This window comes from Micromonospora sp. AKA38, assembly GCF_027925725.1.
Taxonomy (GTDB): Bacteria; Actinomycetota; Actinomycetes; order Mycobacteriales; family Micromonosporaceae; genus Micromonospora.
Genome location: NZ_BNEI01000003.1, coordinates 339,206 through 358,377, shown reverse-complemented (window position 1 = coordinate 358,377; position 19,172 = coordinate 339,206). Strand labels below are relative to the sequence as shown.

Genomic DNA, 19,172 nt, shown 5'->3' with positions numbered 1-19,172 from the left:
TGTGCCGGTGAGCGAGCCCGACGCGCCGGTCCGGCCGGTGGCCGCCGCGCTCGCCCGGTACGCCGGACTCGCCGGCGCGGTCCTGCTCACCGCGGCCGGCTGGCTGGGCGGGGCGCTGCCCGACGCGCCGCCGCGTACCACGCTCGCCGGTCTCTGGCAGGCCCCGCACGGTCCGGTGACGCTGGGCTGCTGGCTGGTGGGGACCGTGCTGCTGGTCGGCGCCTGGTGGTCGCTGCGCTGGGGCGCCCCGTCGGGCCGGTGGGCGTACCTGACGGCCGGGCTCTGGTCGTTGCCGCTGCTGGCCGCGCCGCCGCTGGGCAGCCGCGACGTCTACTCGTACGCCTGCCAGGGCTGGACCTGGACGCAGGGGGTCAGCCCGTACCGGGTGGGGGTGGCGGCGGCCGGCTGCCCGTGGACCGGTTCGGTGTCGCCGATCTGGCGGGACACGCCCGCGCCGTACGGGCCGTTCTTCGTGTTGTTGGCCGGGCTGGCGGTGCTCGCCGGCGGTGGCCTGGTCGGGACGATCGTGCTGCTGCGGCTGGTCGCGGTGGCCGGGGTGCTGCTGGTCGCCGCCGCCCTGCCCGGCCTGGCCCGGGCCACCGGGGTGCCGGCCCGCCGCGCGGCCTGGCTGGTGCTGGCCTGCCCGCTGGTCGGGGTGCACCTGGTGGCCGGCGCGCACAACGACGTGCTCGCGCTCGGGCTGCTCCTGCTCGGGCTGCTGGCGCTCGTCCGCCGGCCGGGCACGCCGCGCGCGCTGCTGGTGGCCGGCGTGTTGTTGGGCCTGGCGGTCGCGGTGAAGGCGGTCGCCGTGGTGGTGTTGCCGTTCGCGGCGCTCGCCGCGGTGTCCGGCCGGCACACCTGGCGGGCGCTGCTGCGCGACGGTGGCCGGCTGGCCGCGGCGGTGCTCGGCACGCTCGTCGTCCTGTCGCTCGCCACCGGCCTCGGGTTGGGCTGGGTGGACGGGCTCGGCCGCAGCGGCGACTCGCAGCAGTGGACCTCGCCGCCGACCGCTGTCGGTTTCGTGATCGACTACGCCGGTGAGGCGGCCGGGCGTGACCCGCACGCCGTGCCGGTGACCCGGGTGGTCGGGCTGGTGCTGCTGGCCGGGCTGCTGGTGGCGCTCTGGTGGTGGGTGTGGACGGCGCTGCGCCGGTCCGGCGACGACCGGCAGCGGATGGTCCGGTTCCGGGTGACGTTGTTCGGGGCCGGGCTGGCGCTGGCCGCCACCGTGCTGCTCGCCCCGGTCTTCCACCCCTGGTACGCGGTCTGGCCGCTGGCCCTGCTCGCGGTGGCGGTGGTGTCGCCGGCCCGGACCGTCTGGTTCGTGGCGCCCTGCGCGGTGGCCTCGGTGCTCACGCTGCCCGACGGCACGAACCTGGCCCGGTTCACCAAGGCGCCCGGCGCGGTGCTGATGACGGTGCTGGTGGTGGCTGTCGTGGTGGCCGGCGTCCGGGCCGGCCTGCGCCGCCGGCACCTGCCGCGCTGACACCGGCCCGCCAGCGGAACGGCCGGGCCGGCCCCGCGGAAGGCGGAGCCGGCCCGGCCGGTGCTGACGAGAGTGTGCTCAGCAGTCGAAGTACATCGCGAACTCGTGCGGGGTCGGGCGCAGGCGCACCGGGTCGACCTCGTTGGCCCGCTTCCAGTCGACCCAGGTGGAGATCAGGTCCGGCGTGAACACGCCGCCGTCGAGCAGGTAGTCGTGGTCGGCCTCCAGCGAGTCGAGCACGGCCGACAGCGAGCCGGGGACCTGCTTGACGTCGCCCCACTCCTCCGGGGGGAGGTCGTAGAGGTCTTTGTCGATGGGGGCCGGGGGTTCGATCTTGCTCTTGATGCCGTCGAGGCCGGCCATCATCATCGCGGAGAAGGCGAGGTAGACGTTGGCCGAGGGGTCGGGGACGCGGAACTCGACGCGCTTGGCCTTGGGGTTGCTGCCGGTGACCGGGATGCGGGTGCAGGCGGAGCGGTTGCGCTGGGAGTAGACCAGGTTGACCGGGGCCTCGAAGCCGGGCACGAGGCGTCGGTAGGAGTTGACGGTCGGGTTGGTGAAGGCCAGCAGCGAGGGGGCGTGGTGCAGCAGGCCGCCGATGTACCAGCGGGCGGTGTCGGACAGGCCGGCGTAGCCGGTCTCGTCGTAGAACAGCGGCTCCCCGTTGAGCCAGAGGCTCTGGTGGGTGTGCATGCCGGAGCCGTTGTCACCGAACAGCGGCTTGGGCATGAACGTGGCGGTCTTGCCGCCGGCCCACGCCTCGTTCTTCACGATGTACTTGAAGAGCTGGAGCTGGTCGGCGGCGTGCAGCAGCGTCGAGAACCGGTAGTTGATCTCGGACTGGCCGGCGGTGCCGACCTCGTGGTGCGAGCGTTCCACGGTGAAGCCGCTGTCCACGAGCCGCCGCACGATCGAGTCGCGCAGGTCGGCGTAGTGGTCGACCGGGGGGACGGGGAAGTAGCCGCCCTTGTAGGCGGTCTTGTAGCCGCGGTTGCCGCCTTCTTCGATGCGGCCGGTGTTCCAGGCGCCCTCGATCGAGTCGATGTAGTAGAACGACTGGTGGGCGGAGGTTTCGTGGCGGATGGAGTCGAAGATGTAGAACTCGGCTTCGGCGCCGAAGTAGGCGGTGTCGGCGATGCCGCTGGCGGCGAGGTAGGCCTCGGCCTTCTTGGCGACGTTGCGGGGGTCGCGGGAGTATGCCTCGCGGGTGAACGGGTCGTGGACGAAGAAGTTGAGCGCGAGGGTCTTCTGGGCGCGGAACGGGTCGATGAACGCGGTGGCGACGTCGGGGAGCAGGAGCATGTCCGACTCGTGGATCGACTGGAAGCCGCGGATCGACGAGCCGTCGAACGCGAGGCCGTCGGTGAAGACGCTGTCGTCGAAGGACTCGACCGGCAGGTTGAAGTGCTGCATCACGCCGGGCAGGTCACAGAAACGTACGTCGACGAACTTCACGTCCTCGTTGCTGAGGTATCGCAGGAGTTCCTCGGAATTGGCGAACACACGTCCTCCTGGCAGGTCCACTCCGGTGGCTGACTGTTGGCGACGCTATGGCCGGGCGGTTGCCCGGCCGTGTCTCCTCTGTTTCCGCCGTGTTACGTCGCTAGCGGAGCGTCATCGCCCGCGTATTATGCCCAGCCTTGCGCGCCTTGTCGGATTTTTCGATGGGCGTCGAGACGGCGCTACCCTGGCCGCGTGACCGATACCGCCGCCGCACCGGTGCCACCCGCCACCGATCCCGCCTTCACGCCCCCGAGCCTCGGCCGCCGGTTCGGCGCGCTGATCATCGACTGGGTGCTCTGCCTGATGGTCGCCCGGTCCTTCGCCGACCCGGTCCGCGACGGGTGGCCGCCGGTCCTGGTGCTGATCCTGGAGTACGGCTTCTTCCTCGGCCTCTTCGCCCAGACCCCCGGCATGTACCTGACCCGGCTGCGCTGCGTCGCCTGGGCCGACGGCGGCCGGATCGGGCTGGTCCGCGCGCTGCTGCGGGGCCTGCTGCTGTCCCTCGTCGTGCCGGCCCTGATCATGGACCAGCACCGTCGTGGCCTGCACGACCGGCTCACCGGCGCGGTCGTCACCGACGCGCCGCGCCGCTGACCGCACACGAGAAAGGAGCCGGCCCCGCGCGGGGCCGGCTCCTTCCTCCGCGTACGCCGGGAGTCAGCGCCCCCGGGTCTGCCGGAACGCGCCGCGCGCCGGCCGCATGTTCTTCGGGACCGCGCCCTTGGGCATCTGCGGCCGGGCGGTCAGCGCCTTGAGCCGCTTGTCGAGCGCGTTGACGTCCTTCGGCGAGAGGGACCGGGGCAGCCGCATCAGCGTCATCCGCAGCTTGCGGACCGGCAGCTCGCCCTCGCCCTGACCGATCACGTAGTCGTGCAGCGGGGCCGAGCCGATCACCTTGGCCAGCCGGCGCTTCTCCTGGCCGAGCAGGCCCCGGACGCGCTGCGCGTTCCCCTCGGCCAGCAGGATCACGCCGGGGCGGCCCACCACCAGGTGGACCATGTCCATCTGCGTGGTGGAGCTGACCGCCGGGGTGACCCGCCAGTCGCCGCGCATGCTCTCCATGATCTGCGCCGCCGCGCCGGGCTGCCCCTCGGCGGCGTTCATCATCGCCTTGTTGGACCGCAGGTTGAGCACGATCAGCACGGCGAGCAGGGTGAGCAGGATGCCGATGGGCAGGAAGAGCCAGCCCCAGGCGAGCACCGCGACCACGGTGAGCGCGAGCGGGATCAGCACCGCCGCCGCGGTCAGCGGCGCGAACCACTTGTCCTGCTTGGCGGTGAACTTGAACACCATCCCGATCTGCTTCAGCCGCTGGCCGAACGAGACCTTCTCCTGGGGCTTTGCCATGCCGCAGAGTCTAGTGGTCGGCGCTCGGCCGGTTGATCCGTGGCCACCCGTTCCGTGCGGACCGGTCACCTCGCGACCGCGCGGCCCGGTCAGCGGCGGGGCAGGTAGATCCGCCAGCCGTCGACGGTGACCACGTCGAGCGTGCCCGGTGCGGTGCCGAGCCGCCGGTCGAGCAGCGCGGCAAGTGGCGAGGCGTCCGGGGCCACCCAGCCCGCGTCCGGGTCCGCGGCGACGGCCCGCCGGTACGCCGGCAACCGATCGAAGCCGGGACGCAGCCGGTCGTCGACCACGGCGCAGACCACGTCCTCGCCGGTGGCGAACGCGATCCGGTTGCAGGTCCAGTAGCCGCCCCGCACGTGCCGGACACCGAGCGCGCCGAGCATGTCGACGAGCGCCCGGTGCCGGTCGGCCTCGGCGTGCACGGCGGGCGCCGCCCGGACGGTGTCCACGGTGGCGACCCCGCCGGTCCCGAGCACCCCCACCAGCACCACGACCGCCGCCGTCCCTACCGCCACGGCTCCGGCCGCAGCCGGTCCGGCGCGGTGGCGGGGCCCGACGAGCGGGCGGGCGGCCCGCCACAGGGGCCAGAGCAGGGCGGGTACGGCCACCGCGAGGCAGGACAGGTAACGGCTGCTCTCGACAGGTGTCCGCCCGGCCGCGTCGCTCACCGCGTACGCCGCCAGCACCGCCGCCGCGCCGGCCAGCAGCGCCAGCCGCACTCCGGCCGACACCCGGTGGGCCGGCGGGTCGCCGGGGCGGGGACGGGGGGAGGGCCCGTGATCCGGGACGGCGGACGCGCGGCGGAGCGTGCGCCAGGCGGCGCACGCGGCGATCAGCAGCAGGACCGGGAAGACCGCCGCCCACCAGAGCTGCCACGGTGCGCAGTGACCGGGGGAGCAGAAGCCCATGGCCAGCGACGGGCCGAGGACCAGCCCGCCGTGCAGCCGCTCGGCCCAGCCCGCCGCCACGTCCGAGCCGCTGGCCCGCAGCACCGCGGTGAGCGGGTTGCGACCGTGGCGCAGGCTGTCCAGCACCATCGGCGCGGCGCCCAGCAGCAGCGCGCCGGCGAGCACCGCCCCGGCCCGGCCGGCCAGTTCCCGCCGTCGCCAGGCCAGCAGCAGCGCGCCGAGCGTCGCCACGTACGGCAGGATCAGCGGGTCGACCCAGAGCAGCACCCCGGCGACCAGCCCCCAGGCCGCCCAGCGGGGCAGTCGCGCGCCCGGCCCGCCGACGCACAGCCCGACCGTGAGCAGCGCCAGCGCCGCCCCGGCCGGATTCAGCTCCGGGTAGCCGCCACCGGCGATGAGCTGGTTCTTCACCACCCGGTCCGCGCCGAGCGCGAGCACGGCGACGACCAGCAGGGCGTACCAGCGGTCGCCGCCGAGCCGGCGGGTCAGCCGCCAGGACAGCAGCAGGAACAGCGCGTACAACGCCAGCGTGGGCAGCCGCAGCACCAGCACGGACGGCCCGGCGACCGCGACCAGCGGCGCGGCCAGGTACGCCTCCAGCGTGCCCATGTACGCCTGGCCGTAGAACCAGACCGGGAACGCGTCGCCCCGCGCGATGTGCAGGGCGGCCAGCCCCATGGTCGCCTCGTCGCTGTTGGTGGGCGGCGCGTCGGCGAGCAGCAGCGCCAACCGGTAGCCGACACCGATCCCGCCGATCAGCAGGGCGAGCAGCGTCGGCAGTCGGAGCCGCCGGGGCGTACGCGCCGGGTCGGCCTCGCGTGGCTCCTGGCGTACCCCGGCGGTCATGCCTGCGATCATGGCATCCGGCGGGTGGCCGGCGGTGGGTGACGCGGTCGACGGCCGGCCTCAGCCGGCGACGGCGATCCCCTCGCGGGCGGCGAGCGCCTGCTGGTAGAGGCGGCCGGCCCGGTACGACGAGCGGACCAGCGGGCCGCTCATCACGCCGGCGAAGCCGATCTCCTCGGCCTCCTCGCGCAGCTCGACGAACTCCTCCGGCTTGACCCAGCGGGTGACCGGGTGGTGCCGGGGGGTGGGGCGCAGGTACTGCGTGATCGTGATCAGCTCGCAGCCGGCCTCGTGCAGGTCACGCAGCGCCTGGGAGACCTCGGCGCGCTCCTCGCCCATGCCGAGGATGAGGTTGCTCTTGGTGACCAGGCCATCGGCCCGGGCCTGCCGGATCACGTCGAGCGACCGCTCGTAGCGGAACGCCGGACGGATCCGCTTGAAGATGCGCGGCACGGTCTCCACGTTGTGCGCGAGCACCTCGGGGCGCGAGCCGAAGACCTCGGCGAGCTGCTCGGGCGCCGCGTTGAAGTCGGGGATCAGCAGCTCGACGCCGCAGCCGGACCGCAGGGCGTGGATCTGCCGGACCGTCTCGGCGTAGAGCCAGGCGCCGCCGTCGGGCAGGTCGTCGCGGGCCACGCCGGTGATGGTCGCGTAGCGCAGACCCATCGCGGCGACCGACTCGGCGACCCGGCGCGGCTCGTCGGCGTCGAACTCGGCCGGCTTGCCGGTGTCGATCTGGCAGAAGTCGCAGCGCCGGGTGCACTGGTCGCCACCGATGAGGAAGGTGGCTTCCCGGTCCTCCCAGCACTCGTAGATGTTGGGGCAGCCGGCCTCCTGGCACACCGTGTGCAGCCCTTCGCGGGAGACGAGCCCGCGCAGCTCGGTGTACTCCGGGCCCATCTTGGCCTTGACCTTGATCCACGGCGGTTTGCGCTCGATCGGCGTCTCGGCGTTGCGCGCCTCGATCCGCAGCATGCGGCGCCCCTCGGGCGCGACCGTCGCGGTGGACGCGGGCTGCTGAGTCGTCGGCGCAGAATGCTCGATCGTCACAAAACCGAGCCTACGCCGGTCGGCGACGGTCGATGAACGTCAGGCGACGGCCGTCACGCCGGAAACGTTGTGACGCCGGACACGGATGCCGAAAAAATCCCCGTCACACCGGGGCGGTCGCGGTGCTAGCGTGCCGGGCAGAGCTGCGACGGAGCCGAGTAGCGGACCGACCGCCAGCCCAGAGAGCCGCCACCTGCTGCGAGGCGGTCTGGCGCCGGCCCCGCGAAGACCCTCCCGAGCTGCGGGAAGAACGGCGTCCGCGCCCAGTAGACCCCGCCCGGCTGGCCCCGGTGAAAAGGCGACGAACGAGGCCCCCGCTCCGGCGGGGGCGAAGGTGTGGTGGCACCGCGAGGTTTCCCGCTCGCCCACACCTCCCGGGGATCGCGTTGCGATTGATCGAGGAGGTAACCGCCGTGCAACGCATCCTGTCCACCGAACTCCCCGCCCAGGTCGGCGCGACCGTCCGGCTCGCCGGCTGGGTCCACCGCCGCCGGCTGCTCAAGTCGGTGGCCTTTCTGATCGTCCGCGACGCCACCGGGCTCGCCCAGGTGGTGGTCGCCGCGCCCGCCGTGCGCGCGCAGGTCGAGGCGCTCGGCGAGGAGACCGTCGTCGAGGTGGTCGGCACGGTGGTCGCGAACCCCGCCGCGCCCGCCGGGGTCGAGGTCGTCGAGCCGACGGTACGTCCGCTCGGCCCGCCCGCCGTGCCGCCCCCGTTCGACCTGTACCGGCCGGTGCTGACCGCGAGCCTGCCCACCCAGCTCGACCACGCGCCGACCGCGTTGCGTCATCCGACCCGGTCCGCCGCGCTGCGGATCTCGGCGGCGGCGGTGGCCGGCTTCCGGGCCACGCTCGACCGGCGGCGTTTCGTCGAGGTGCACACGCCCAAGGTGGTCGGCTCGGCCACCGAGAGCGGCGCGAACGTCTTCACGCTGGACTGGTTCGGCCGGCCCGCCTACCTGGCCCAGTCGCCGCAGTTCTACAAGCAGCTCATGGTGGGCGTCTTCGAGCGGGTGTACGAGGTGGGGCCGGTGTTCCGCGCCGAGCCGCACGACACGGTGCGCCACCTCGCCCAGTACACCTCGCTCGACGTGGAGCTGGGCTTCGTGACCGACCACCGGGACGTGATGGCCGTGCTGCGGGACACCCTCGCCGGGATGCTGGCGGGCGTCGCGGACCGGGCCGGCGGCGCGCTCGACACGCTCGGTGTGACGGTGCCGCAGGTGCCCGCCGAGATCCCCGCGGTGCACTTCACCGACGCGCTGGCGATCGCCGGGGCGCCGGCCGACGAGCCGGACCTGGCCCCCGCGCACGAGCGGGCGCTGGGGGAGTGGGCCCGGGCCGAGCACGGCAGCGACTTCCTGTTCGTCACCGGCTACCCGATGGCGAAGCGCCCCTTCTACACCCACCCGGACCCGGCCCGGCCGGCGTACTCGAACGGGTTCGACCTGCTGTTCCGGGGAATCGAGCTGGTCACCGGCGGGCAGCGGCTGCACCGGTACGCCGACTACCGGGCCGCGCTGGCGGCCCGCGGCGAGCCGGTCGAGCCGTACGCCGGTTATCTGGACGCGTTCCGGCACGGCATGCCGCCGCACGGCGGGTTCGCGATCGGTCTGGAGCGGTTCGTCGCCCGGCTGACCGGCGCGGCGAACGTCCGGGAGGTGACCGCCTTCCCGCGCGACCTGCACCGCCTCACCCCGTGAGGCACGGCTCCGGCCCAGGAACACGGGGTCCTGGGCCGGAGCGACGTGCGGTACGCGATCAGGTGAAGTTGACGTCACTGCACCACATGTACGCCTGGTCGAGGTGGGATGCCTGCCAGATGACGAACAGGATGTGGTGTCCGGTGTATCCGGAGGTCGAGACGTTGAAGCTGATGTTCTGCGACGGCGCGTACCGGCCGGTCTGCGTGATGTAGTCGAGGTTGCCCCAACCGAGCGTCTGGGTGGTCGGGTTGAACCCCTGCTTGCTGACGTAGACCTTGAAGTAGTCGGCGCCGTGGCTCGCCTGGTCGTAGAGCTGCACGGTGAAGTTGCGGCTGATGTTCGTGGTCTTCCACGCCCCGGGCCGGTTCAGGCTGTCGTTGCGGGACAGCGCGTTGCTGCACAGCTGCCCGTCGGGCGTGCGGGCCTGGAACTGCCCGCCGAGGCCGTCGCGCAGCGCGCTCATCCAGTTCCACATGGTGTCGGCGTTGGCCTGGAACGCCTGCCAACACATGGGGTCCTGCTGCTGCATGGCCGGGTTGGTGTGCTGGCTGCCCCAGGTCTGCCAGCACTTGTAGGCGCGGGTGGCCGGGCTGACGATCGTGCCGTGGGCCTGGGCGGCACCGGGCACGGCCAGGACGCCGGCGATCAGGGCGAGCGCCACGACGAGCGCGCGGACGGCTGATCGTGGTCGTCCGGATTGGTGGTGGGAACGCACGGTTACGTCCTCCTTCGGCGCATAGGATGGGAGTGGGAGCGCTTCCATGCCCAGCGTCGCATTTATGACTCTAGATATCAATGGTCATCTATATCTTTGTCCGCATTGATGGAGTCTGCGCAGGTGACAGCGGTCAGACCTGGGTCAGCGTGGGCAGGTGCCGCTCCACCACCGGCAGCACGTCGGCGACCGTGACCGGTCGTCCCAGCTCGGCGGTGAGCGAGGTGACCCCGGCGTCGCGGATGCCGCACGGCACGATCCGGTCGAAGAAACCCAGGTCGCAGTCGCAGTTGATGGAGAAGCCGTGCAGCGTCACGCCCCGGGCCACCCGGATGCCGATGGCGGCCACCTTGCGGGCCGGGCCCCGGTCGTCCGCCGGCACCCACACGCCGCTGCGCCCCTCGACCCGGCCGGCGGTCAGCCCGACCTCGGCGCAGACGTCGATCAGGAGCTGCTCGGTGCGCCGGACGTACGCCACCACGTCGACCGGGTCGGGCAGACGGACGATCGGATAGCCGACGAGCTGCCCCGGACCGTGCCAGGTGATCTTGCCGCCGCGGTCCACGTCCACCACCGGGGTGCCGTCCATCGGGCGGTCCCACGGCTCGGTGCGCTTGCCGGCGGTGTAGACGCTCGGGTGCTCCAGCAGCAGCACCGTGTCGCCCCGCTCACCGGCCACCACGGCCTCGTGCAGCCGGCGCTGCTCGTCCCAGGCGGCCTGGTAGTCGAGCCGGCCGGCGAGGATGGCGGTCAGTCCGGAAGTCGTCACGCTCACCCGTCCAGCCTAGTCCCGTCGGCCCGGCCGCCCACCCGTGACGCTCGTCGCGTCACGCGCCGGGCACCCGCCACAGCCAGACGTCCTCGACCCGCTCCGGCGGGCCGAGCAGCGCGGTGGCGGTGCGGCGCAGCGCCTCCTCGTCGACGTCGTACTTGGCGCCGTGCACCCGGTCGGCCAGCACCACCACCCGCACCCCCCAGTACCGCAGGTCGGCCCGGGACTCCTCGATGCTGCCCTCGGTGATGATCGGCACCAGCCCGGTCCGCCCGGCCTGGTCCATCAGCGTGTCGAAGGTGCGCGGCACCGGGCCGATCCGGCCCCGGCCGTCCGGGCCGCCCGGGCCGAGGAAGAAGCCGGCCGGGATGCGGAACTCGCCCTGCCGGTGGGCCAGCGCGTACGCCTGCCAGCGCTGCCCGTCCGGATAGACGTCGACGGTCAGCGGCAGCGGCGTGAGCACCCCGTCGGGCGGGACGTAGCGCTGCCAGGCCCCGGTGGTGACGAACGCCGGGACCGGCTCGCGGACGCTGGTCAGCAGCGGGGTGGGCAGCAGCGGCAGCAGCGCGGCGACGAACCCGACGACCCAGGCCGCGGCGGTCACCCGCCGCCGGGGCGGCCGGGCGCGCAGCGCGTCGATCGCGTACGCCAGCAGCAGCCCGATCACCGGCGCGACGACGAGCGCCAGCCGTGACGGCAGCGCCGCGTTGACCACCGGCAGGTTGTCCAGCACACCGAACGGCAGCAGTTGGTCGGTGCGCCGGCCGTTCCACTTCGCCGTCGGCCCCCAGGAGAGCACCGCGAAGACCACCGCGGTCACGCCGAGCGCGAGCAGCGTGGCCCGGAACGCCCGGTCGGCGCGTCGCCAGAGCAGGGCGAAGCAGGCGACCGCGAGCAGCAGCAGCGGCACGCCGAAGAACGAGTTCTCCTCGGTCGGGTTGGGCGCCAGCGACGTGCCGAATCCGGCCCAGCCGGCGAGCGACCGGCGCGGGTACGACAGGTACGCGGCGATGTCCTCGGAGTGGATCAGCGGGTCGAAGCCGGTGCCGTGGAAGCGCTGCGGCCCGGCGAAGTGCAGCCAGAGCGGGTACGCCAGCAGCACGCCGGCCACCAGCGCGGTCACCCCCAGCCCGGCCGCCATCCGGGGCAGCGCGGTCCGGGCCTCCGCGCGCCGGGCCGGGTGCAGCGCCCAGACCAGCAGGAACACGGCGAGCGCCAGCGCGGTGAAGAACAGCCCCTCGGCGGCGATCGAGAACGCGACGGCCACCAGCAGGCCGAGCACGATCCCGCCGGTGACCGCGCGGCCGGGCCGGCGCAGCCGGAACACGCCCCAGATCAGCAACGGCACCAGCCAGCCGGCGGTCCAGTTCAGGTGCGCGTTGGCGTGCGACACCATCGCCGGGCAGTAGGCGATGAACAACGCTCCCACCCCGGCGGCCGTCCGGCTGCCGACCAGGTGCCGGCTGAGCAGCCAGTACCAGGCCACCGCCGTGGCGGCCAGGTTGAGCGTGAGGATCACCAGGAACGTCGCGGGTGGCCCGACCAGGTACGTCAGCGGCGCGAAGACCGCCGCGTACACGGTGATCGAGGTGTTGACCGCGAGGTTCACCCCGTCCGGCACGTTGATCAGGTGGGTGAAGAGCGGGTTCTCGCCATGGGTAAGCGCGTGCCCGCCGAACGCCAGCAGCCACTCGAACAGCGCCTGGTCGCTGGAGTTGACGGTGATCGTGCGGGTGTTCGGGTCCCGCCACATGCCGCTGGTCACCCAGAGCGCCAGCGCGACCGCGGCGAGTGTCACCAGCAGGTCGGCGCGCCGGTCGCGGGCGGCGGTGGCGGGCGGCGGGTCGGCGACCGGGGAGGACGGCACGCAGCGGACGTTACCAACCGGACCCGGGCACACCGCCCGGACGGTGAATGTGTGACCGACAGCCATTACCGTCGATGAAACACGGACGTAACGTTCCGGCAACTCGGAGAGTGACCCAGTTCACATTCCATGATCGGGAGGTCCCCGTGTCCCGCTCCTCATCCCTCATCACCCGTCTCGCCGGGGCGGCGGCCGGGGTCGTGCTGGCCGCGGCCGGCGTCCTGACCGCCGCGCTGCCCGCGCAGGCCGCCTCGCTGACCCAGGTCACCGGCTTCGGCTCCAACCCCGGCAACCTGGCCATGTACGCCTACCGCCCGGACGGCCTGCCCGGCAACGCGCCGGCCGTGGTGCTGCTGCACGGCTGCACCCAGAACGCCTCGACCTACTTCACCAACTCCGGCTGGCAGAAGTACGCCGACCAGTGGAAGTTCACGCTGATCGTGCCGCAGCAGCCCTCCGGCAACAACGCCAACTCCTGCTTCAACTGGTTCGAGACCGGCGACACCGCCCGGGGCCAGGGCGAGGCGCTGTCGGTCAAGCAGATGGTCGACTACGCGAGGACCAACTACGGCACCGACGCCGGCCGCGTCTACGTCAGCGGCCTCTCCGCCGGCGCGGCGATGAGCGCCGTCATGCTCGCCACCTACCCCGACGTGTTCGCCGCCGGTTCGATCATCGCCGGCATCCCGTACCGCTGCGCGACCAGCACCACAAGCGCGTTCAGCTGCATGAACCCGGGCGTGGACAAGAGCCCGGCGCAGTGGGGCGACCTGGTCCGCAACGCGTACCCGGGCTATTCCGGCAAGCGGCCCCGGGTGGCCGTCTGGCACGGCACCAGCGACTACACGGTCAACGTGGCCAACGCGACCGAGTCGCGGGACCAGTGGACCAACGTGCTCGGCGTGTCGACGACCCCGACCAGCACCTCGTCGCTTCCGGGCGGCACCAGCCTGGAGGTCTACGGCAGCGACCAGGTCCGCGTCTACCGGGTCTCCGGCATGGGCCACGGCACCCCGGTCGACCCGGGCTCGGCGGCGGACCAGTGCGGCACCGCCGGGGCGTACTTCCTGGACACCATCTGCTCGACGTACCGTGACGCGCTCTTCTTCGGTCTCGGCGGCGGCGGCACGCCGAGCCCGACCCCGACGGCGACCGCGACCGCCTCGCCCACCCCGACCGCGTCGCCCTCGCCGACGCCGACCACCGCGCCGGTCTGCGTCACCGCCAGCAACTACGCGCACGTCACCGCCGGCCGGGCCTACCAGTCCGGCGGGTACGCCTACGCGCTCGGCAGCGGCCAGCGGATGGGCCTCTACAACACGTTCTACACCACGGTGCTGAAGCAGACCGGGCCCGGCTACTGGGTCATCGGCTGCTGACCCGCCCGCCCGCGCCGCGCCGTCCCCGCCGGCTCACCCGGCGAGGGCGGCGCGCAGCGCGCCCGGCAGATCCGGGTGGGTCCAGGTGAAGCCCGCCTTGCCGAGCACGCCCGGCAGCACCCGGGTGCTGGTGAGCGCCTCGTGCGCGAACCCGCCGAGCACGACCTGCAACGCCAGCGCCGGGATCGGCATGATCGCCGGCCGGTGCAACTGACGGGCCAGCTCCCGGGTGAACTCGGCGTTGGTGACCGGCGCCGGACCGACCACGTTCACCGGGCCGGCCACGTCGTCGCGGGCCAGCAGGAACGCGGTCGCGTCCAGCCAGTCCGGCATCGAGATCCACGGCACCCACTGCCGGCCGTTGCCCAGCTTGCCGCCGAGACCCAGCCGGAACGGCAGGAGCTGCGGCTTGAGCAGGCCGCCGTCGCGGTGCAGCGGCAGCCCGGTCCGCAACCGCACCACGCGTACGCCGGCGTCCTCGGCCGGCCGGGTCGCCGCCTCCCAGACGCGGCAGACGTCGGCGAGGAACCCCTCGCCGGCCGGCGCGTCCTCCTCCACCGTGCGGTCCCCGGTGTTGCCGTACCAGCCGACCGCGGAGGAGTTCAGCAGCGCCGCCGGCCGGTCCGCGGCGGGCAGGCCGGCGATCGTGATGGCGAGCGTGGAGGTGCTGTCCACCCGGCTGGTCCGGATCAGCTTCTTGTAGTCGTCGTTCCAGCGCTTGTCACCCACCCCCGCGCCGGCCAGGTTCACCACCGCGTCGGCGTCCGCGACCAGTTGCGGGTCGAGCTGCGCGGCGGACGGATTCCACTGCCGCTCGTCCGCGGTGCGCGGTGGGCGGCGGACCAGGCGGATGACCTGGTGCCCGTCGGCGGTGAGCCGGTCGACCAGTCGGGTGCCGAGGAAGCCGGACACGCCGGCCATGAGGATCCGCATACTCACATCTTCGGGTACGCGACGCGATCCGGATGCGTGGAGCGAAATCACTCACGCGTCATGCCTGCCGCGCGGCGCGGCGTCGCACGGGCGTGTCGCGCCCGCAGCCGGGACGCCTCGGCAGCGGTATGCCTCAGCGTCATAATTATGACGCTGAGGCATACCGCATTCGCCGAGACATGCCTCCCGTCCGCGACACGCCCGGCCCCGCAGCGGTCGCGCGCACTCGTCACCCTGCCGCACTCACGCGGTCGCCGGGGTGCTGCGCAGGTCGGCGAGGAGGCGCTCCACCTCGGCGAACGCGGCCTCCGGCAGCGGCCCGTGCGCCAGCGCGCCGAGGTTCTCCCCGGCCTGGTCGACGGTCCGGCAGCCGGGGATCGGCAGCGTCTGCGGGCTGCGGGCGAGCAGCCAGCCCAGCGCGCCCTGGGCGAGCGTACGACCGTCGGCGGTGAGCGCCTCCCGGACCCGGGCCACCCGGTCGGCCCACTCGGCGCGCGGGACGCCGTCGCTGAACCAGTCCAGCCACTCGGGCGCCACCCCGCGCACGTCGTCACCGCCGCGGGCGGTCGGCGCGTCCTGGTACTTGGCGGTGAGCAGGCCCATCGCCAGCGGGCCGCGGTTCAGGCTGGCCAGGTCGAACTCCGCGCAGACCGCGAGCATCGCGGCGTTGTCCCGCAGCACCGACTGGTCGTGCTGGATCGCCGCGCAGTGCGGGCCGGCCTCGGCGAACGCGCGCGCCGAGGCGGGGTCGTCGGTGCTCCAGCCGTACGCCCGGATCTTCCCCTCGCCGACCAGTTCCTCCAGCGTCTCGACCAGATCCAGCGCCTGCGGCACCGGCAGGCCGCCCAGGTGCAGCTGGTAGAGGTCGACGTGGTCGGTGCCGAGCCGGCGCAGCGAGCCCTCCAGGCTGCGCCGCGCGTACCCCGGGCTGCCGTCCTCGCCGGTCGCCTGTCGGGTCGCCTCGTCCGTGGGATAACCGAACTTGGTGGCGATCACCGCAAGGTCCCGGCGGCCGGCGAGCGCCCGGCCGAGCACCCGCTCGCTGTGCCCGGCCCCGTAGTTGCTGGAGGTGTCGAAGAGGGTCGCGCCCAGCTCCAGCGCCCGGTGGATGGTGCGGATCGACTCGTCGTCGTCCACCTCGCCCCAGCCCAGGGGCTGGGTGCCCGCCCAGAGCGGGCCGCCGATCGCCCAGCAGCCCATGCCGATCGCGCTGACCTCGATGCCACTGCGGCCCAACCGTCGTGTCGTCGTCGTGGAATCAGTGTCCTGTCTCGAGTGCGCTCGAAGTCGACCCGTTTTCGGCCAGCCGGGGCAGGAGCGGCGCGAGCGCGTCGACGGCGCCGGCGCGTACCACGAAGCGGGTGACGCCCCAGCGGCGCCGGTGCCCGGCCACCGCCGCCACGACCTCGTCGGCGGTCCCGATCAGCACGAACGGGGTGGCCAGCACCTCCGCCGGGGTGAGGCCGGTCTCGGCGGCCGTCTCGGCGGCGACCGCCTCGGCGTCGTCGGTGATCGCGACGTGCTGGACCAGCGCCTCCAGGGCCGGCGGCGTGTGCCGACCGGCGGCGCCGGCCGCCACGTGGGCGAGCTGCGCCTCGAGCTGGTCGGCCCGCCACCGCACCTCGTGCGCGTGCCCGTCCGCCAGCGTGCGTCCGAAGCCGGTCAGGCCGACCACGTCGGCGTGCGCGCCGGCCCACCGCAGCAGCGTGGAGTTGGCCGTGCCGAGGGTGAGCGGGATCCGGTCCTGGACCGGCCGCGGATCGTCGAGGCGGGCGGCGTGCGCGGCCAGCTCCGGCGTGTCGACGGTGACCTCCTCGCCGGCCAGCAGCGCCCGGACCGCCCCGGCCACCGCCAGGCAGCGGCGGACCCGCCCGGCGACGTCGGGGCGCTCGCGCCCGACCGCCCGCCACTCACCCGGCGTGTGCCCGGCGCCCAGGCCGAGCCGCGCCCGGCCGCCGGAGACCACGTCCAGGGTGGCCACATCGGCCGCGAGCAGCATCGGCTCCCGGACCCCGGCGTTCGACACGTACGAGCCGAGGCCCAGCGTGCCGGTCACCGCCGCGGCGGCGGCCAGCGCCACGAACGGGGCCGGGCCGAAACCCGGATGGTCGGCGGCCAGCAGCGCGTCGAAGCCGGCGGCCTCGACGGTGCGGGCCAACTCCACCCAGCTTGTCGCGTCGGTGGGCCGGGCCTGCACGGAGAAGATCGCCATCGGCCCAGTCTCCGGCCCCACCCCGCTTCCCACCGCACCCTTCTGCCCACGGCCGAAGATGTAAGGAGGGGCCCCTGCTTAACGCCTGGTGCATAACAGGGGGCCCCTCCTTACAACCAACCTCAGACCGCGTCGAGCCGCGCCAGGTCGGCGGCGGAGAGGCGGAGCGCGCCGGCCGCGACGTTCTGCGCCAGGTGCGCCGGGTCGCCGGTGCCCGGGATGGCGAGCACGTTCGGTCCCCGGGCCAGCGTCCAGGCCAGCCGGACCTGGGCGGCGGTGACGCCGTGCTCGCGCGCCACCGCGAGCACCTCCGGGTGCTCCTCGCCGGTGACCCCGGCCTCCCGCCCGCTGGTGGCGAGCGAGAAGAACGGCACGAACGCGGTGCCGTGCGCGGCGCAGTCCCGGATCAGCTCGTCGTGGATCCGGCGGTAGCCGAGGCCGTACGAGTTCTGCACGCAGACCACCGGGGCGATCGTGCGAGCCTCGGCGACCTGGTGCCGGCGCACCGCCGAGACGCCGAGGTGCCGGATCAGCCCGGCGTCGACCAGCTCGGTGAGCGCGCCGAAGTGCTCGGCCAGCGGTTCCGGCCCGTGCACCCGCAGGTTCACCACGTCCAGGTGGTCCCGGCCGAGCTGGCGCAGGTTCTCCTCGACCTGCCCGCGAAGCTGCTCCGGCCGGGCCGCCGGCAGCCACTCGCCGGACGGGTCCTTGCCCGGCCCGACCTTGGTCACGATGACCAGATCCTCCGGGTACGGCGACAGCGCCCGGTTGATCAGCTCGTTGGCCGAGCGCAACGGCGAGAAGTAGAACGCGGCCGTGTCGATGTGGTTGACGCCCAACTCGACCGCGCGGCGCAGCACGGCGACGGCCCGGTCCCGGTCGCTCGGGCTGCCGTCGGCGTTCGCGGTCAGCCGCATCGCGCCGAGGCCGATCCGGTTGACGGTCAGGTCGCCGAGCTGCCAGGTGCCGGCCGCGTCGGCGTGGACGGTGTCGATGGTCATGCGGGTCCCCGTTCCTCGTGTCAAGGCCCCATGGTGGGCCCGAGCGGTGACACGCGGGCCGTCCGGAAACGGTTCAACCGCCGGGCCGCCCACCCTCGTCCGGCTGCTCGTGCCAGCGGGCCCGCCAGGCCGCCTCGTGCGCCTCATGGCTGGTCCGCTCCTCGAAGACGAGCTTCCGCAGCGCCTGTCGGCTCTCGCCGAAGACGATCACCTCGGCCGCCACCATGCCCACCGTGACGGCGGTCAACAGCGCCATCGCGATCAGGCCCGGCACCCGCTGCGCGACCGGGATCGCCGCGCCGAGCAGCAGCACCGTCGCGACCCGGGTCCAGCTCACCGTGCGCAACGTCCGCGCCTGGAACAGCATGTTGCCGCAGAGGTAGCAGGCCACCCCGCCGAAGAGCAGCGGCACGGCCGGCCAGTGCGCGGACGCGGTCGGCGGCACCCGCGGGTCGGCGATGTCGTGCACGATCATCTCGGCGCCGAGCGCGAACAGGATGATGCCCGCGATCATCGGCAGGAACAGGTACGCGTACGCGTCCCGGGCCATCGCCACCCGCGGCCCGTCCCGGGCGGCGTGCAGGGCGATCCGCGCGGCCGGCCCGATCATGTCGTAGTGCGCCCACCAGAGCGCCGCGGTGAAGAAGATACCGAGCACCGCCGCCACCACGGCCGGCCAGGTGGGCGGCTGCCCGAGCAGGTTGCTGCCCACGCCCACCGAGATGACCGACTCGCCCAGCGCGATGATCAGGATGAGGTCGTACCGCTCGGTCCAGTGCTCGGCCGAGGCGACGCCCCAGCCCCAGGTGCCGACGAGCATGCCGGTGCCGTACTGGAGCAGGACGACAGTGGCCCACAGCCCGTCCCGGACCACCGCCGCCGAGGCGAGCCCGTCGATCTTCGGCGGCACCAGCGCGGCGACCAGCAGCAGCGCGGTGCTGCCGATCGCCTCCGGGGCGAACCGCATCAACTGCCGGCGCTCGTTCGGGCTGTCCCGCACCACGTGCCGGTAGAGCAGCAGGTGCACCACGCGTAGCACGGTGTAGCTGACCGCCGCGACGATCGGCCCGGCCGCGTTGCCGCGCGGGTCGCGGAACGCGTTCGGCAGCGACAACGCGAACGTGAACAGCGCCGCCATGCCGACGGTCATGAGCACCGGGACGAAGCCCTCGCCGAGCCGGACCCGGGTGGCGACCACGCTGTGCACCACCCACGACCACCACAGCACGGCGAGCACCAGCAGCGCGTGCAGCAGCGCGCCGCCGGTCACCTGGAGCGCGGTGGCCCGGGTGATGATGAAGAACGAGAAGACGAAGACCAGGTCGAAGAAGATCTCGAACCGGTCCACCCGGGCGCCCGGGGCCACCGGCACCGCCGGCCCGAGGCGCCCCCGCCACCCGTACCCGCCCACCGGCCGAGTCTGTCAGCGCGCGGTCCGCGCCGTGGCGGA

General features: G+C 73.5%; 16 protein-coding genes. 4 read left to right on the top strand and 12 right to left on the bottom strand.

The window, feature by feature from the left end; genetic code table 11:
* The first annotated feature begins 7 nt into the window (after positions 1-7).
* Positions 8-1,486 carry a polyprenol phosphomannose-dependent alpha 1,6 mannosyltransferase MptB gene (gene mptB / locus TPA0908_RS10005; protein WP_281936821.1) on the top strand — a complete coding sequence of 493 codons (1,479 nt, stop codon included), beginning with the start codon at positions 8-10 and terminating at the stop codon, positions 1,484-1,486.
* A gap of 78 nt (positions 1,487-1,564) precedes the next feature.
* Here mptB and glnA read toward each other — a convergent pair whose 3' ends face one another.
* Complete coding sequence (gene glnA, locus TPA0908_RS10000; RefSeq protein WP_107161602.1) at positions 1,565-2,989, bottom strand: type I glutamate--ammonia ligase; 1,425 nt, start codon at positions 2,987-2,989, stop codon at positions 1,565-1,567.
* A 192-nt stretch (positions 2,990-3,181) separates the two neighbouring features.
* Here glnA and TPA0908_RS09995 point away from each other — a divergent pair, with 192 nt between their 5' ends.
* Positions 3,182-3,583, top strand: coding sequence for an RDD family protein (locus tag TPA0908_RS09995; RefSeq protein WP_374709194.1), 402 nt, complete (start codon positions 3,182-3,184; stop codon positions 3,581-3,583).
* 63 nt (positions 3,584-3,646) lie between these two features.
* Here the strand turns inward: TPA0908_RS09995 and TPA0908_RS09990 are convergent, their stop codons facing one another.
* From TPA0908_RS09990 to lipA, 3 genes are all read right to left on the bottom strand, one after another.
* Positions 3,647-4,336: a DUF4191 domain-containing protein gene (locus tag TPA0908_RS09990; RefSeq protein ID WP_281936818.1), complete on the bottom strand. Its 690-nt coding sequence runs from the start codon at positions 4,334-4,336 to the stop codon at positions 3,647-3,649.
* A gap of 89 nt (positions 4,337-4,425) precedes the next feature.
* Positions 4,426-6,090 (bottom strand): DUF423 domain-containing protein, encoded by a 1,665-nt coding sequence (locus TPA0908_RS09985; RefSeq protein ID WP_281936817.1) that lies wholly within the window; start codon positions 6,088-6,090, stop codon positions 4,426-4,428.
* Between the two features lie 60 nt (positions 6,091-6,150).
* Positions 6,151-7,140, bottom strand: a complete 990-nt coding sequence (lipA, locus tag TPA0908_RS09980) for a lipoyl synthase (protein WP_281936815.1) — start codon at positions 7,138-7,140, stop codon at positions 6,151-6,153.
* Between the two features lie 413 nt (positions 7,141-7,553).
* Here lipA and aspS point away from each other — a divergent pair, with 413 nt between their 5' ends.
* A complete protein-coding gene (aspS, locus tag TPA0908_RS09975; RefSeq protein ID WP_281936810.1) occupies positions 7,554-8,840 on the top strand; it encodes an aspartate--tRNA(Asn) ligase in 1,287 nt (428 codons plus the stop codon).
* 58 nt (positions 8,841-8,898) lie between these two features.
* On the opposite strand, the gene TPA0908_RS09970 is transcribed toward aspS, so the two are convergent.
* From TPA0908_RS09970 to TPA0908_RS09960, 3 genes are all read right to left on the bottom strand, one after another.
* Positions 8,899-9,558: a lytic polysaccharide monooxygenase auxiliary activity family 9 protein gene (locus TPA0908_RS09970; RefSeq protein WP_281936807.1), complete on the bottom strand. Its 660-nt coding sequence runs from the start codon at positions 9,556-9,558 to the stop codon at positions 8,899-8,901.
* 133 nt (positions 9,559-9,691) lie between these two features.
* Complete coding sequence (lipB, locus tag TPA0908_RS09965; RefSeq protein ID WP_281936805.1) at positions 9,692-10,333, bottom strand: lipoyl(octanoyl) transferase LipB; 642 nt, start codon at positions 10,331-10,333, stop codon at positions 9,692-9,694.
* Positions 10,334-10,385: 52 nt separating this feature from the next.
* Positions 10,386-12,197, bottom strand: a complete 1,812-nt coding sequence (locus TPA0908_RS09960; protein WP_281936803.1) for a DUF2079 domain-containing protein — start codon at positions 12,195-12,197, stop codon at positions 10,386-10,388.
* 146 nt (positions 12,198-12,343) lie between these two features.
* Here TPA0908_RS09960 and TPA0908_RS09955 point away from each other — a divergent pair, with 146 nt between their 5' ends.
* Positions 12,344-13,576 (top strand): extracellular catalytic domain type 1 short-chain-length polyhydroxyalkanoate depolymerase, encoded by a 1,233-nt coding sequence (locus tag TPA0908_RS09955; protein WP_281936801.1) that lies wholly within the window; start codon positions 12,344-12,346, stop codon positions 13,574-13,576.
* Between the two features lie 33 nt (positions 13,577-13,609).
* On the opposite strand, the gene TPA0908_RS09950 is transcribed toward TPA0908_RS09955, so the two are convergent.
* From TPA0908_RS09950 to TPA0908_RS09930, 5 genes are all read right to left on the bottom strand, one after another.
* Entirely contained in the window at positions 13,610-14,509 is a 900-nt protein-coding gene (locus tag TPA0908_RS09950; protein ID WP_281936799.1) for a TIGR01777 family oxidoreductase, read from the bottom strand.
* A 243-nt stretch (positions 14,510-14,752) separates the two neighbouring features.
* Complete coding sequence (locus tag TPA0908_RS09945) at positions 14,753-15,709, bottom strand: aldo/keto reductase (protein WP_281938511.1); 957 nt, start codon at positions 15,707-15,709, stop codon at positions 14,753-14,755.
* 58 nt (positions 15,710-15,767) lie between these two features.
* Positions 15,768-16,721, bottom strand: coding sequence for an LLM class flavin-dependent oxidoreductase (locus TPA0908_RS09940; protein WP_281936797.1), 954 nt, complete (start codon positions 16,719-16,721; stop codon positions 15,768-15,770).
* Between the two features lie 122 nt (positions 16,722-16,843).
* On the bottom strand, positions 16,844-17,722 hold the full coding sequence (locus TPA0908_RS09935; protein ID WP_281936794.1) for an oxidoreductase: 879 nt from the start codon (positions 17,720-17,722) through the stop codon (positions 16,844-16,846).
* Between the two features lie 73 nt (positions 17,723-17,795).
* Entirely contained in the window at positions 17,796-19,133 is a 1,338-nt protein-coding gene (locus TPA0908_RS09930) for a low temperature requirement protein A (protein ID WP_281936792.1), read from the bottom strand.
* Between the last annotated feature and the right edge of the window lie 39 nt (positions 19,134-19,172).

Excerpts from the sequence above, each read along its gene's own strand:
- TPA0908_RS09990 (WP_281936818.1), bottom strand. The coding sequence starts at position 4,336 with ATGGCAAAGCCCCAGGAGAAGGTCTCGTTCGGCCAGCGGCTGAAGCAG.
- TPA0908_RS09985 (WP_281936817.1), bottom strand. The coding sequence starts at position 6,090 with ATGACCGCCGGGGTACGCCAGGAGCCACGCGAGGCCGACCCGGCGCGT.
- TPA0908_RS09950 (WP_281936799.1), bottom strand. The coding sequence starts at position 14,509 with ATGCGGATCCTCATGGCCGGCGTGTCCGGCTTCCTCGGCACCCGACTG.
- TPA0908_RS09945 (WP_281938511.1), bottom strand. The coding sequence starts at position 15,709 with ATGGGCTGCTGGGCGATCGGCGGCCCGCTCTGGGCGGGCACCCAGCCC.
- TPA0908_RS09940 (WP_281936797.1), bottom strand. The coding sequence starts at position 16,721 with ATGGCGATCTTCTCCGTGCAGGCCCGGCCCACCGACGCGACAAGCTGG.
- TPA0908_RS09935 (WP_281936794.1), bottom strand. The coding sequence starts at position 17,722 with ATGACCATCGACACCGTCCACGCCGACGCGGCCGGCACCTGGCAGCTC.